The organism is Celeribacter halophilus, assembly GCF_018860305.1.
GTDB lineage: Bacteria > Pseudomonadota > Alphaproteobacteria > Rhodobacterales > Rhodobacteraceae > Celeribacter > Celeribacter halophilus_A.
In genome coordinates, this window is the sequence record NZ_JAHKPE010000019.1 from 235,882 (window position 1) to 250,911 (window position 15,030).

The 15,030-nt window shown below is 51.3% G+C and carries 10 protein-coding genes; 7 read left to right on the plus strand and 3 right to left on the minus strand.

What is annotated here, in order from left to right; translation table 11 throughout:
- Nucleotides 1–17: 17 nt before the first annotated feature.
- Nucleotides 18–1,412, minus strand: a complete 1,395-nt coding sequence (locus KO492_RS05475) for an amidase (RefSeq protein WP_216044020.1) — start codon at nucleotides 1,410–1,412, stop codon at nucleotides 18–20.
- Nucleotides 1,413–1,689: 277 nt separating this feature from the next.
- On the opposite strand from KO492_RS05475, the gene KO492_RS05480 reads away from it, so the two are divergent.
- Nucleotides 1,690–2,175: a RidA family protein gene (locus tag KO492_RS05480; RefSeq protein WP_216044021.1), complete on the plus strand. Its 486-nt coding sequence runs from the start codon at nucleotides 1,690–1,692 to the stop codon at nucleotides 2,173–2,175.
- On the opposite strand, the gene KO492_RS05485 is transcribed toward KO492_RS05480, so the two are convergent.
- Nucleotides 2,166–3,110, minus strand: coding sequence for a LysR family transcriptional regulator (locus KO492_RS05485; RefSeq protein WP_216044022.1), 945 nt, complete (start codon nucleotides 3,108–3,110; stop codon nucleotides 2,166–2,168). The two genes, KO492_RS05480 and KO492_RS05485, sit on opposite strands and share 10 nt — an antisense overlap.
- A gap of 67 nt (nucleotides 3,111–3,177) precedes the next feature.
- Nucleotides 3,178–3,858 (minus strand): tyrosine-type recombinase/integrase, encoded by a 681-nt coding sequence (locus KO492_RS05490; protein WP_216044023.1) that lies wholly within the window; start codon nucleotides 3,856–3,858, stop codon nucleotides 3,178–3,180.
- A gap of 1,331 nt (nucleotides 3,859–5,189) precedes the next feature.
- On the opposite strand from KO492_RS05490, the gene KO492_RS05495 reads away from it, so the two are divergent.
- The 6 genes from KO492_RS05495 (at nucleotide 5,190) to KO492_RS05520 (ending at nucleotide 13,858) form a co-directional block, all read left to right on the plus strand.
- Nucleotides 5,190–7,736 carry a DEAD/DEAH box helicase family protein gene (locus tag KO492_RS05495; protein WP_216044024.1) on the plus strand — a complete coding sequence of 849 codons (2,547 nt, stop codon included), beginning with the start codon at nucleotides 5,190–5,192 and terminating at the stop codon, nucleotides 7,734–7,736.
- A gap of 12 nt (nucleotides 7,737–7,748) precedes the next feature.
- A complete protein-coding gene (locus tag KO492_RS05500) occupies nucleotides 7,749–10,349 on the plus strand; it encodes an N-6 DNA methylase (protein ID WP_216044025.1) in 2,601 nt (866 codons plus the stop codon).
- Nucleotides 10,346–11,092 carry a hypothetical protein gene (locus KO492_RS05505; protein ID WP_216044026.1) on the plus strand — a complete coding sequence of 249 codons (747 nt, stop codon included), beginning with the start codon at nucleotides 10,346–10,348 and terminating at the stop codon, nucleotides 11,090–11,092. Before KO492_RS05500 ends, KO492_RS05505 begins: the two co-directional genes overlap by 4 nt.
- Complete coding sequence (locus KO492_RS05510) at nucleotides 11,089–12,138, plus strand: nuclease (protein WP_216044027.1); 1,050 nt, start codon at nucleotides 11,089–11,091, stop codon at nucleotides 12,136–12,138. The genes KO492_RS05505 and KO492_RS05510 overlap by 4 nt, the downstream gene beginning before the upstream one ends.
- A gap of 773 nt (nucleotides 12,139–12,911) precedes the next feature.
- Nucleotides 12,912–13,478: a hypothetical protein gene (locus KO492_RS05515; protein ID WP_216044028.1), complete on the plus strand. Its 567-nt coding sequence runs from the start codon at nucleotides 12,912–12,914 to the stop codon at nucleotides 13,476–13,478.
- Nucleotides 13,475–13,858: a hypothetical protein gene (locus tag KO492_RS05520; RefSeq protein WP_216044029.1), complete on the plus strand. Its 384-nt coding sequence runs from the start codon at nucleotides 13,475–13,477 to the stop codon at nucleotides 13,856–13,858. Before KO492_RS05515 ends, KO492_RS05520 begins: the two co-directional genes overlap by 4 nt.
- Nucleotides 13,859–15,030: the final 1,172 nt, after the last annotated feature.

Here is a 15,030-nt window from a genome sequence, read left to right on the forward strand (position 1 = left end):
GTTTTGTGGTGGTGAGGTTAAGAGAGTGGCGCTGGGCCTAAAGCTTCTAAGCTTGTGCCAATCGTTCGTTCGAAAGACTGCGCTACGGCGAGTAGCCGCTCTTCTTGCATTGGGGGCGCAATTAGCTGCAAGCCGGTGGGAATGCCTTCTGAATCAAGTCCTGTGGGCAAGGTTACAGCACACCAGCCAAAGAGATTAACTAGCGCCGTGTTGCGGAGCGCAAGCATATTGGCGCGGCGATAAGTGTCAGGATTGGAGAGATCACTTAGTAATGGCGCAGTGATTGGAATGGTTGGCGATACCAGTACATCTACTTCATTGAATGCAACGGAAGCGAGTTGGCCGAAGTGTTTCAGATTGGCTGCACGCTGTAGGTAGTCCGCCGCAGTAATGCCATCGGCAGCTTGGACGCGAGCCATGACTGTGGGGTCAAGCCGTGCAATACGTTCGGGGAAATTGCTGTCCATGAAGGCGCGCAATTCTGGTGCGGCGAGGCCTCCTGCACGAAAAATCTCGAGCACATTCTCAGTGCAGGGAAGTGTGACGGGGTGTAGCTTTGAACCTGCCTTTTCTATGGAGATCAGAGCCTTTCGGGTGTTGTCGTCAATCGACGGTTCTATATCTTCCCAAACGGTGTTCTCGATGATGCCGATACGCAGAGTACTCAAGTCACATGCGGTTGTGATGGCTTTGGCGTGAGGATCAAGCGAGGCGAAAGCAAAAGCTAAGTCGGCTATGCTGCGTGCCAATAGGCCAGGAGTGTCGAGCGATGGAGAAAGAGGGACTATACCGTCGAGAGGCCAGCGCCCATGTGTTATTTTTAGTGCACATTGTCCTGTATACGCGGCAGGTATGCGGACTGAACCAGCAGTGTCTGTGCCAAGGGCGAGCAGTGCTGTGCCTTGTGCAAGAGAAACACCTGCACCGGCACTAGAACCACCAGGAGCACGGGGGGCATCTATTTGGGACCACGGGTTAACTGGAGTGCCTGAATGCGGATTGGTCCCTAATCCTCCAAACGCAAATTCAACAGTATGGGTTTTCCCGACGACTACTCCCAGTTGTGATTGTAGGGCGTTGATCAGGGGTCCCGCTTGTTCCCAATCCGACGAAAGTTCCGCGTCTGTACCTGCGAAGGTGGGTAAGCCAGGAACGCCATAAAGATCTTTAACGGAGACCGGAATGCCCATGAGCGGGCCGAGGTCAATATTCGTTGCGATCAATTGATCGATCGCGATCGCTTGTCTTTGCGCACGATCTCCGCACCATGTTCTGTAGGCGCCAAGCCGAGACTCGCTTTTTGCATGGCACGCAATCGAGTGACCTAAGATGTCAGCAGATCGGATTTCTCCTGTACGCAAGCCTTGGGCAATGCTGGCCAGTGATGATTTTGTGACTTCTTGTGCGTGCACATCTAAGCTCCTGGTGAGGTCAAATTCGTATTGACCATATGGAGATTAGTCCTTCGCGCTATAGATATGTTTGTGCTTTTTTGCGGCTCTGATATGCGGAAAATTTTGGCATATTTTTTAATTATTTGAAAAATATAGAAAAAATATAGCCTAAAAATGTCGCGCAGACAGGGGCGTTGCTCTTTTGACAACGCTCCCGTGACTCTTTGGCACTCCCATGGAGGTCAATAATGCCTAATTTGCAATCAACCGCTGTAGCATAGAAGAAGGAATCAACATGGCTCATCAGGTTGAAGCAAGATTGAATGAAATGGGGATTGTTTTGCCCCGTCGCCCCAAGCCCATTGGTAACTATCTACCCGGTGTCGTCGTAGGCAATATGCTCTACACTTCGGGTACATTGGGCACGAAGCCGGATGAAAATGACAACGATGTATTGCCCTATGTCGGCAAAGTTGGTTCAGATCTGAGTATCGAAGAGGGATATGCGTCGGCTAGACTCATGGCAATTAATCACCTTGCGATGATGAAGGCAGTTTTGGGCGACCTCGATCGCGTGAAGCGCATTGTCAAAATGATTGGTTATGTATCTTGTGCGCCAGGGTTTACGGAGCCTCACTTGGTACTCAACGGTGCATCGGATCTGTTTGTTGCTCTTTGGGGCGACGAGAACGGCAAGCACGCTAGGGCCGCGCTGACGCAGCATGAGCTGGGTTTGAATGCGCCGGTTGAGGCGGATATTACTATTGAACTTTACGTTTGATTCATTCTCAAACTTTGCAACATGGTGGTGTCCTGTTTTTCATATTTTGGAAAATTGGGCACCAATGATGCGGTGAATGCTCTGCAGGCCGGTGGCGGGATTTGATCTCTTCGTGCAATTGCATAGATAGATCGGTGCTCGAATTCAGGGCAATGGAGGTTGAGTGGAGTTAGTTCGCCAGCCTCAACTTCGGGTATTGCGGCTTGTAGCGGCGCATATACGATCGCATTATGGCGTATCGCGTGACGTATTAAAAAGTGCAGTTGATTGGCGACAATGATTGGCTTCGGCTCGGCGCCTATTTTTTGAAATGTTCGTTTTACCAAATGATGAATCCCGAAGCTGTCGTCAGGAAGAACACAGTCGACATCAACTAGATCAATCAATTCTAGTTTGGGGAAGCTTGCTAGAGGGTGAGACGGAGGGGCAAGGGCCAGTAAAGGCTGTCTCCATTGCCCAGCCATCTCTATGGCAGGGTGTGAGAAGTGATCGTAAACAAAGCCAATTTGACATAGGCGTTGCTCTAAAGCTTCTAAAACTCTTTCTCTGCCACAGATACGAACTTGGAACTCCACAGCAGGAAACCTTTTTCGAAATGCGCCAATTTGCTCCGAGAGAAATGGGTCGGAAATGCCTTCCACTGTTGCGATAGAAATGCGCCCTGTTTTTAACTCTTGCAAGCTTGAGATTTCACCTTTGACCAGATTGATTTGGTCGAAGATATCTGCGAAGTGCTTAGCAGCCGCTTCACCAGCCTCTGTCAGTTTCACCCCATTCGCGTGTCGTTCAATCAGTTGGCCGTCAAGTTCCCGCTCCAATTTTACTAACTGACGACTGATCGCTGATGGGGATACGTGTAGACGGTCAGCGGCCAGGCGAATTGATCCCAATCGTACAACCTCTAGAAAATACTGACAGGCTGTCAAATTAATCATTTTGTCCCGACCTTGTAGATGAAGAATAGTAGAAAGGGTATTGCGCTGCTGCAGGAAGTAAACGGTTTCACTTTTTGTGCGCCTCTTCGGACAGGATTTTGCGGCTGGCGCGCTTCCGGTAATAGGCCACCATTTCCGCGCTCTGGTTCGTCACCGCCTGAATTTGCGCGTCCGTGCAACCGGCTTCTGCGAGCCTCACGATGGCGAGTTTCCGCAAGCCGTGCAGGGTGTATTTCTTCGCTTCCGGCCCAAGTGTCTTGCGCCATTTCTGGAAGGCCGACGCGACCCCGTTATACGTCACTTGCTCGGTTAGATTCTTGGCGAGGACAAACCGCCCCTCTTTGCGGACGCCCGCGAGGAAGTCGCGCAGTGGCTTGGGGCAATAGACAGTGTATGTCTCGTCGCCCTTCTCGTCGGTCACGTCCATCCATTCGCCGTTAAACTGGCTCCATGTCATCATGATTGCCGCGCTGGGGCGTTGGCCAGTGCCGAGAATGAGTTCAGCGGCCACGCGCACACGATCCGGCGCGCTGTCCAGCTTCTCAATCATCCATGCCGGCCACGGCTCAAATTCTTTTTGCTTGCCGAACAGGTCTATGTTGGCGGCGGGGTTGTCGCCCAAAGTCCAGTCGAGCTTGTTCTTGGCGTAGTTCCAGAGCATGCGGATTGTCTGGATGTGCTTGTCGGCCTGACGCGGTTTGTCCGCCATGCTGTCATGTGCCGCGCGGATCGCGGCGCGCGTCGTCACGCGAACATCCTTCCCGCCGTTCTTCTCGTTTATGTGGTCCATAGGGAGACGGTAAAACGATTTGGTCCCGTCAGAGAGCTTGGACTGAACGCGCGGGTCAGACCGCCATGCATCAATGAGCGCGCCCCAAGTGTATTTTGAAGGCTTTTGCTGCCGTTTATGTCTGCCGGTCTCGCACTCCCAGTAAAGTCTGTCTAGTTCCTGCGCGTTGCCCTGCCAGTCCAACCGAACCGTTTTCTGTTTGACCTTTCCCGCGTCTGTCCATGTGATGCGATGATACGGTTCCCATAATCTGCCTTTCCATTTCCAGCATAAGCGTGGCTTTGTGATGCGAGGCTTTGGAGGTTTCATATCACTAACTTCTCGATTTTCGGCTGCATCAGTCTCAATCGTATAGAGTTACGCATTCATCACAATGAAATTGTCGTTTTTTGGGCGCATAGCGTTTGAGGCCGGACCTGCATCTGCAGAGAAATATAAGCGTAGGCTTTCGGTAATATTATGTGTCGCTCAGAATAGAGTGCGGCCAAGAGCTTTGATGATTCAAATTTAAAAGAAGCAACGCCAATAGAGTGTTTGGCGTGTTGTTGGCGGCGGTCATAGATTTTTAGCTGGTATGCGGTTAGAAGGGGGTGTTTGGATTGCACATTTTTGCACAGATGAATGTGCAATTTTGCCGTAACTCAAGCATGGATTCACGCGCATGCACGTGCATGCGTATGCAGGCATGTGCGTTGAATGAAAAAATCTCCAATATTCATATTTTTCATTAAAAATCAAAATACTAAGTGAGTTAATGTAAATGCATGTGCGCGCACGTGCATGCATATGCATGCAGACAGGGAAGGGAAAGGAAAGGAAAGGAAAGGAAAGGAAGGAGACTCGTCGTGACGCGTCAGCGCGGAGCGCGAAATTGCTACTTCGAAAGGTGGGGATTTAATGGATAGGGGCTAAATTGCGCAGCAATTTTGCTCAAGCTGGATTGACGGTTTGCTTGAGATATTGACCCTTAAGGGTAGGGTGCACTAGGGTAGGTGTCGCGGCGAATTTGTTGTCGAAGCAGAGGGGATTCAGATGGTCGAAGAGATTTCGCTGCGGAGAGCGTAGTCAGCGTGCTGATAATTTGCGGCACGGACACGTAGTGGTGAAACGAAGAGTGCTCAAAATGATCTGTGGGAATTAGAAGCTTTCTCCCGTACCTCTGCATTTCTGCGCGAACGCGAAGAAGATCAATTGTGAATCTTAAGTCTTTATAAGAATTTAATTATTCCCTATTTAGGCTAATTTTAGATAAATATGGGCCAGAAACTCATTTCGAAAGGTTTCGTAGGGTGGCAAGCAAGGAAGCGACTGCCAGAATTAAGATCAACCGGCTCCTAGAGCATGCAGGGTGGCGGTTTTTCGACGATAAAAACGGGCCAGCTAATGTTGTTTTGGAGCCAAACGTACAGATCACGCAGAGCGCACTGGATGAGCTTGGAAAGGACTTAGAAAAGACCTCCAATGGCTTTGTCGATTTCCTATTGTTGGACGGAGATGGCAAACCTCTCGTTGTCTTGGAGGCAAAATCTGAAGACAAGAACCCGCTTGTAGGCAAAGAGCAAGCTCGGCGTTATGCGCGATCACAAAATGCCCGATTTGTCATCCTTAGCAACGGAAACATTCACTACCTGTGGGATTTGAGGCAAGGAAATCCGATAGTGATTTCCACGTTCCCCGCGCCAGATGAGGTCGGGAATCACTATAAATTCGAACCTGATGCCGAGCGATTGGCCGGCGAACACGTTGAAGAGGACTACATTGCCCTCACGCAGATGCCCGGCTACGTTCAAGAAGCGGCTTGGCGTGTAGACGCAGAACGGGCTAGCTTCATTGAGAAGAACAAGTTGCGGTTCTTGCGGAAGTATCAGCTTGATGCTGTGCGTAGCGTGCAGGAGGCCGCAAAGAACGGCGCGACCCGGTTTCTTTTCGAAATGGCTACAGGGACAGGTAAGACCTTAACTTCTGCCGCCCTGATTAAGCTGTTTCTTAAAACCAGAAATGCCAAGCGAGTTTTGTTTCTAGTCGACCGCCTTGAATTAGAAGTGCAGGCCGATAAAGCCTTTAAGGGCTATCTGAAAAACGATTTCACATCCGTGATCTATAAGGAACAGAAAGACGACTGGCGAAAGGCGGATATCGTTGTCACGACCGTGCAGTCGCTATTGTTCAATGATAAATTCCGCCGTCATTTCGCCCCCACCGATTTTGATCTCGTGATTTCGGACGAAGCTCACCGTTCAATCGGAGGCAATGCGCGAGCCGTCTTTGAGTATTTTATCGGTTATAAGCTGGGTTTGACCGCTACCCCGCGTGACTACCTGAAAGGCAGCAAGAAAGACGGTGCAAAGCGCGATCCTCGCGAAACCGAACGGCGCATGATGCTCGACACATATCGGACGTTCGGTTGTGCATCGGGCGACCCAACCTATCGCTATTCGCTCATTGATGGGGTGCGAGACGGATTCCTGATCAATCCATACGTTGTTGATGCGCGCACGGGCGTGACGACCCAGCTTCTCTCCGATGAAGGTTTCGTAGTTGAGGCGGTTGATGAAGAGGGGAACGAAGCCAAGGAAGTGTTTGCGGGCAGGGACTTCGAGAAGAAGTTTTTCGCAGAAGCAACCAACCTAGCTTTCTGCAAGACGTTGTTGGAGCATGGGCTGCGCGACCCGATCTCGGGTGAGTTCGGCAAGACTATTGCCTTTGCGGTAAGCCAGAACCATGCGGCAAAAATCACCCAGGTACTAAATGATATGGCCGATCAGCTTTGGCCGGGGCGATACAACTCTGATTTCGCGATGCAGGTCACGAGTCACGTTGCAGATGCTCAACGTATGACCGTGAATTTCGCGAACAACAACCTTGGCGGGCATAGTGATTTCTTGGAGAACTATCGCACCTCCAAGGCTCGCGTTTGCGTTACCGTCGGCATGATGACCACGGGGTACGATTGTCCTGATTTATTGAACCTCGCTTTGATGCGGCCTGTGTTTTCGCCCTCTGACTTCGTTCAAATCAAAGGGCGCGGGACGCGCAAGCACAACTTCCTTGAAGAAATGTTTGATCCGGCCAAGAAAGCTGCGCTGGGCGATGTCGCGAAAGACACTTTTAGGCTTTTCGACTTCTTTGCTAATTGCGAGTACTTCGAGGAGAAGTTCAAATACGACGAGGAGTTGACGCTCCCTCCCACACCCTCAATGCCGTTATCTACCGGCGGAGCAGGTGGCGAAGGTGGCACCACGCACGGTGGGATCGGCACCTATGAGCACTTCGATCCTGATGATGTCGTATCACAGGTCGAAACGCAGATCGGTACCGAAGGGATGCGGATTGACCGCGAGTTGTTCCGCAAGTTCGAAGAGCACGCGCGAGGCGACGATACACTTTCCCAACTGGTCGAGGCGCAGAATTGGGAGGCCGCCACCCGCCACGTGATTGAAGAAATCTTCGATAAGCCAAGCGAGTACTTTAACCTTGAAAAACTGCGCCGCGCCGCAGGCGTTGATAGACGCATCTCAGTGCGTGAGTTGATTGAAAAGGCGTTCGGCTTCATTCCCAAGTTCAAGAGCAAGTCCGAGCTGATCGAGGACGAGTTCCAGAAGTTCCTGACCGACCAAAAGCCCGAAGAAGGCGACCGCATTCGCGAAATGCGCTATTTCTTCGAAGCATACATCCGCGACGCCCACGTCCGCGCCAAGATCGACGCTGGCCAGTTTGCGGACCTCAATGTAAATCCCACATTCACCACGCGCGACCTCAAGGAGGTTCCTCCAGAGTGGCGCAAACGCATTCCCGAATACATCAAGGACTACGTGTCCCTGAACCCTTTCATGTGACGAAAGCCCCCAATGCTCGACACCGAAACAAAAAGAAGAATTGATACCTGCCGCGACATCCTTGTGGGCAAGGTGCCGGACCCGAAAAGCCAAGTCGAACAAATCACTGTCGCGCTGATCTACAAGTTCATGGATGACATGGACCTTGAGGCTGAGGAGATGGGCGGCAAGCCCACCTTTTTCACCGGCGAGTATGAGAAATACCGCTGGTCCAAGCTGGTCGCCCAGGGCGTCACCGGGCAGGACATGCTCAACACCTATTCTGAAGCGCTGACCAAGATGGTTGAGAATGACGGCCTGCCCGCACTCTTCCGTCAAATCTTCCGCAACGCTTATCTGCCTTACCGTGATCCTGAAACACTCCGCTCCTTCCTGCGCGAGATCAACAGCTTCACCTATGACCACAGCGAGCGTCTGGGCGATGCCTTCGAATACCTGTTATCCGTCCTTGGCAGTCAGGGCGATGCAGGCCAATTCCGCACCCCGCGCCATATCATAGACTTCATGGTCGAGATCATCGACCCGCAGAAGAACGAGGTCATCATGGATCCTGCTTGCGGCACGGCGGGCTTCCTGATTTCGGCCTACAAGCACATCCTGAAAATGAACTCTTCTGATGTTGCAAACAGCAACGGGGTCGAGAACGCGGGCGATGCCGCCGAGCAGGCCATTGAGAACCCCAAACGGTTCAAAGGCGATCTGCTGAGCCAAGAAGACCGGCAGCGCCTTGCTCAAAACATCAAGGGCTATGACATCTCGCCCGACATGGTGCGGCTGAGCCTTGTGAACCTATATCTGCACGGTTTTGCCGATCCGAAGGTTGAGGAGTACGACACGCTCACGTCTGAGGACAAATGGACGGAAATGGCGGATGTAATCCTTGCCAACCCGCCCTTCATGTCGCCGAAAGGAGGGATCAAACCGCACACCAAGTTTCAGGTGCAGTCCAAGCGCAGCGAAGTGCTGTTTGTCGATTATATCGCCGAGCATCTGACCCCGAATGGCCGCGCTGCGATTGTCGTGCCCGAGGGGATCATTTTTCAAAGCCAGAGCGCCTATGTGGCCCTGCGCAAGATGTTGGTGAAAAACCATCTCGCCGCCGTGATTTCGTTGCCTGCGGGGGTGTTCAACCCCTATTCGGGCGTGAAGACCTCGATCTTGATACTTGACCGCTCAGTGGCAAAGGCGAGCCAGCACGTTGCCTTCTTCAAAATCGAAAATGATGGCTTTCAGCTTGGCGCACAGCGCAAGGCACAGAAGGGATCACAGCTTCCCAAGGTGAAGACAGAGCTGACCGCTTGGATGCAAGCCGCGCGGGGCGGCGCTGGCGAGGAGTTGGAGAGCGTTCTTGGGAATGCTGTTGAACGCAAGAAGGTCGCCGAAGACGGTGAGTTCAACCTGAGCGCCGAGCGCTATCAAGAAAAGGTCGTTGTTCAGCGTGCTTGGCCAATGGTTCCACTCGGTGAAATCTCAACTCGGATGAGCGGGGGCACCCCTTCGAAAGCCAATGAAAGCTATTGGCAAGGTGACATTCCGTGGGTGTCCCCAAAGGACATGAAAGCAGACGTGATCACTGATACAGCGGATCACATTTCTGCCGAGGCCGTAAGTAATAGCGCGACATCCTTAGTTCCGCCGGGCACTATCCTCTGCGTGGTGCGGTCGGGGATTTTGAAGCACTCCTTCCCCGTTGCGATTGCTGGGCGCGAAGTTGCGTTTAACCAAGACTTGGTAGCCCTGACTGCCAACGAGGATCGGCTCTTGTCGAGCTTCCTCTATTGGAACCTTAAAGGACGCAGCCAAGAAATACTGGCGAAGGGCATCAAGCCCGGTGTTACCGTACAAAGCTTTCATTCTGGGTTCTTTAAGAACTGGGAAATCCCCCTGCCACCGCTTGAGGTGCAGCGGGAGATTGTGGCCGAGATCGAGAGCTATCAGCGCGTCATCGACGGTGCCCGCGCCGTCGTCGACAACTACCGCCCCCACATCCCGATTGATCCTGAGTGGCCCATCGTAGACGTTGGTGAGGTTGGCGAGGTCAAAGGCGGCAAGAGGTTACCTAAGGGCGAAGCGTATGCAGAAGGGGTCACTAACCACCCTTACATACGAGTGTCTGATTTCGCGGACCAATCTGTACGAACTGATGATCTAAAATACATCTCCAATGAAATTTACGAACAGATTTCCCGCTATGTGATTTCGTCGAAGGACGTCTATATCTCAATCGCAGGAACCATCGGTTTGACCGGCTGCATTCCCAGTGAGTTGGATGGGGCAAACCTGACTGAAAACGCTGCCAAGATCGTTCTTGATGCCTCAGTGGTTTCAAATGAATACTTAGCAACGGCCTTGTCGACGGACGAAGCACAAGAACAGATAAAAACGCTGACCCATGCTGTCGGTGTGCCGAAACTTGCATTGGCTAGGATAAAAACAATCAAGATTCCTTTGCCGCCCATCGACATCCAAAGCCAACTGGTAGCTGACATTCGATCAGAGAGAAAAATCATTGATGGCAACCGTGACCTGATCACCCGCTTCGAAAAGAAGATCGACGCCGCCATCGCCCGTGTCTGGGGAGAGGCCAAGGCGGACGAGGGGGCAGGGGCATGATCGAAGGGGCGGAAACGATCCACGATTACCTGCCGGTTTCCTATGACACCGCCAAGGAACGCGACTATGTCCGTTTTCTCTGGGAGGCGTTCGAAACCAATGTCGAACATGACAAGTACCAGTTTGCCTTTCTCGCCTACCACATGCTTGTGATGAGCTTTGTCTATTTCAACATCTGGCAGATCAAGCTGATCCGTCCGGTGCAGTTTGAAACCGCGATGGTCGGATTTAACAAAAACATGGAAAAGGACCTGATGGCAGCAACATCGCCGTTTGTTTTTAGTGTGGTGAATGAAAGCACAGTGCTCCGCTTCCTCAAGCTAATCCAATGCGACAACGGCAAGATCGGGACCTATGCCAAGCTGGTGGGCGAGCGGAACAATACGGCCCACGCCAATGGCAACATTTTCTTCAACTCGGAAAGCGAGTTTGAACGGAAGGTGAGGGATGTCCTGCGGACCGTGGCCGAAATCCAGCGCCACAGTGAAGAGATCATCAAAGAAGGCTACCGCGACTTCCTTATCGCCTCTCAAAATGGCGAAGAACGCGAGTACGTCGATGTGGGCGAGCAGATTGCCGAAGTCCTCGTGAAGCAGCTCTACATGTCAGCAAGTGATTTGGCTTTTTGCAGAGACTACGACATCACTGAGTTGACCGAGCAGCCATGTTTTGATCAGATCGAAGCGCTGCACGCTGCGCTTGCGGAGCAATACCCGCCAGACGAGGAGGATGAAGCCGCATGACTTCGCTCTACGCCATATCAGACGGAAAGCTACGCCCTGCGGTCCGACGGGCACTCAGCAACGAAAAGCTGATCGAAGACTGGGTGGAGTCCGACCCAAGCCTTTTGGGCCTCGACGCGATGGTCATCGGGAGACAGGTACCCACAGACCACGGCAAATTCATCGACCTTCTGGCAATGGACGCCACGGGCGGTTTGATCATCATCGAGTTGAAGAAAGACCGCACCCCGCGCGAGGTTGTAGCCCAAGTGCTCGACTACGCGTCATGGGTGCGGACCTTGACTACGCCGGAGGTCTACGAGCGAGCCGAGAAGTATCTGGGCGAGCGACTTGTGACTGCTTTTCGGGAGCGTTTCGACCAGGGCATCCCCGAGCGGTTGAACGCGACGCATTCCATGCTGATTGTCGCAAGCGAGTTGGATGCCGCGTCGCGCCGTATCGTTGAATATTTGTCGGAAGAGCATGGGCTGGCGATCAACACCGCGTTCTTCAACGTGTTCGAGGCCGATGGCCGCGAATGGCTAACGACTGATTTCCTGCTCGATCAAGACGAGGTGGAAGAACGGTCAGAACGCAAGGTCCGCGCCCCGTGGTCAGGCTACTATTTCGTGAACGCAGGGCTGGGCGAGCATCGCTCGTGGGAGGACATGAAGCGCTATGGTTTCATCTCTGCCGGTGGCGGAGAGTTCTACTCCAAACGCTTGCAACAACTCAGCGTGGGCGATGAGGTCTTCGTCTATGACAAGGGAAACGGGTATATCGGCTATGGCGTGGTGACGAGCGAGGTTGTGCCAGCCGCCGAGTTTATGACCCCGGATGGCCCGCTGTTTGATCAGCCGCTGATAGAGCCACGGATGAAGCGGCCCGGCGCCGCCCCAGAAGAGGCTGAGCACGTGGTGGGTGTCGAATGGCGCAAGACCGTAGACCCCAGCCACGCCAAGCGTTTCAAAGGCGCGTTTGCGAACCAGAACATCGTTTGCAAGCTGCGCGATGAGGCAACGGTCGATTTCCTGATTGCGGAGTTCGATGTCGAACAGGGGGCATGAATTATGGCGGCGATTTCGATACGTTCTTCTTTGTCTCGTAAGCGTCAGGTCATCTAAATCGCACCGCTAGGAAAAGGACTGTGACACTTCGTGCTGACCTTGCACGTTGTGATTGGAAACACCTCAGAGGCACTGCCTTCTCGGTGATTGGATGCGATCCTTCCGCGAAACCGCGATTGAAGATCTGGGATTGGCCTATGACGCTTTGCTGATTGATAAATCACGCCTCCTCAGTGAACCCGCCGACTGACCATTGTGTGTCAATAAAATCAGAGTGGGCTGGGGTGTTCAGGGCTAAACCCAGCACGGCGGTAAGTATCGTGTATAATATTTTCATCTTATTACTAAATAATCAAAAAGGCGGGGGCGCGCTTGCCGCATCGGTTTCCATATCCAAGCACCCCCTGAGTATGCCGTATGAGCCGCTGCTTTCTTGTGCCCCCTTCATCGCAGTAGTTGCGCGGTTTTCCAAGGATTTGCTCCCAAACTGGTCTCAATAAGTTGTACGATTGTTGTTCCATGTCCATAGATTCGTTGAAGGGCACGGCAGGCTCACCACTTAATTCCGCGAACTGTTTGAAGGAACGTTTGACGTCATAGTGAGGGATGGTCTGCGCTTGTATGGCTTAGCTTGCTCTCCAGCTGAAAGCTCAAAAGTATTTCACGTGTTTGCCAGAATAAGAGTATGATTTTTCAATTGTGTAAGTTTTGACAAACCACATTTCAGACATCTAATGTATGGAGATTATCTTAGCTTATCCTTGGATGCCGATATGGTCAAAATGTTCAAATTTATCTCCTGGGCAGTTATCTTGCCGATTGTTTTAATTATAATAGTATACCTTGTAGACTCTTCCTATTTAATCGGGACCAATCCGTTTGATGCGTCTATGGCGTGGTCGATATTTGGTGGTATTGCGGGGTATGTCGGGGTGGTTTTCTCATTCTATGCTGCTTTAGGCGTTTCGCAGATTTCCAATAAGTACTTTGCCAAAAGTAGATTGCCCGATATTCATAATAAAATTCTGGGAATAACCAAACGTCTGGTGGATCATGCCGAAAGCTCCATGAGTGATCTGAGAGCTAGTCAAGTTGTTCCAGAAGTTGGCGTCGTACTGCGCTCCGTTAAAAGGGTGCAAATAAAGAACCTTCAATTGATATCCAAATCGGTTGAGTCTAAGTATAAGAAAGTAAAGATAAATATGGACGAGTTAAGCACTAAAATGACTCCTAGCACCTCGGTCAACCAAGATGATGACTTTTGGGCGTTGGTAAGTAGTTTGAGTGAATTAGCTGATGAAATCGAAACCTACCAGAAAGAAGAGGACGCGAGGATATGAGTTATTCCTCAGAACAATGGCGAGCTGCGATTTCGAAACTTCTAAAACTTACCTCCCTTCAGAAAATTTCGTGGTCCCCAACGGACCTTTTCAAGGGCGATGCGTGGACTGAGGTGGACAGATCCTTCAAAGCCGATCTTAATGATAAATCCTTTGTCGTATCAGCGACCCGCACCAAATATTACTTTGACGAGGACGAATGGGTTTGGAATGGTGGATTTGATTTAAGTATATTCGAAAATATTGCGACTGGGCAGGAGAATGAGTGCTCAAAAATCGCATCGTCACCTGATATGTCATTGATCTCGAATTTGTTCACGGCAGCAGAATCTAACTACGCATTCGCTCGTGGTGCTTTGAACGACCTTCTCAAAAAGTGATTTTGTTGGGAGGCTTTATAGATATAAATTCTTTCACTTGAATTCGCAGCGTATTTTTTGAGGGGATTACCTTTTATCTGGTTTCTATCGTTCGCAAGTGTGAAAGGTACTGGGCCTCATGTCTGGGAATTTCATTGCATGGGATTTCTGTCACTGCGTGCATTCTGCGTCTCTTGATTGCCAGGAAGGGTCCGCGAAGATGTTTCGGGTGTTCTGGTCCCATAGTCACCCTTTGTTTTTGTTATGTTCATGGGACTAAAAAATCGTAAGCCGTTGATTTTGAGCAAAACACAAATGACTTAAAATCCTTAGGCCGTAACAGGTCGTGCCGGTTCGAGTCCGGCCGCGGGTACCAGTGAACATGATCGCGCTTTCGTGGTTCCTGAAATTTCTGAAATGTTCCGAACTTGACGCTGGTCCCTTAGCCATTTTTTTGCGCTTCCACCGACAATATTTTATAGCAAGGACACGGCTTGTCCTGGCGGGGTTTTGTCAGGGGGTTGATAGAGAATGGCTGATCATTCGTGTAGCGCATGTGAGCGACAGCGGTGGGTATCTTTGCGATATTGAAGTCGAAACTATTTGATCTGTTTGAAGTAGGGGGCCGAATTCCTCCGGCCCCAACTTCGTCATTACTTTAGTCGGTCGATCAAAAGTACAAGATAGAAGATCCCACTAATGAGATCAGATACCGTGTGGATCAAGTTCCGAAAATCGCTCATTTCCAGCTCCGTCAAAACGGTTCCAGTTTTGATTGCAGCGGCGTAGCAAATCCCGTATAAATTAGGTGTGTACATTGCACTTTGCCGCTGCAATCGGCTAGTTGCGATAGTTGGGCCGCTCCATATTGGGGCGGCTTTTCTTTCGCATACAGTATTTATACGATTCTGTAGGGAATTGGCCAAGAGGGTAGCGAGCGGTAGGGGGGTAAATTTTATTCCTCGGGGCCAGAGACATTTCAGTAGGGCGGCTCTTGTGGCAAACCCGTCCAAGAGAGACGCACTGATACATGCCGGCCAGAAACGGGCGCAGGAGTTTACCTGGAAGCGTGCCGCGCAAGTCACTCTTGAGGCTATGGAAGAGGCGGAGGCCGCATTTTCCTGAAGCATGTTGTGCAAGAGGCAACATTTGCCGAATCTTTCCGGTGCTTGGTGCGCAGAATCCGTTCTGCG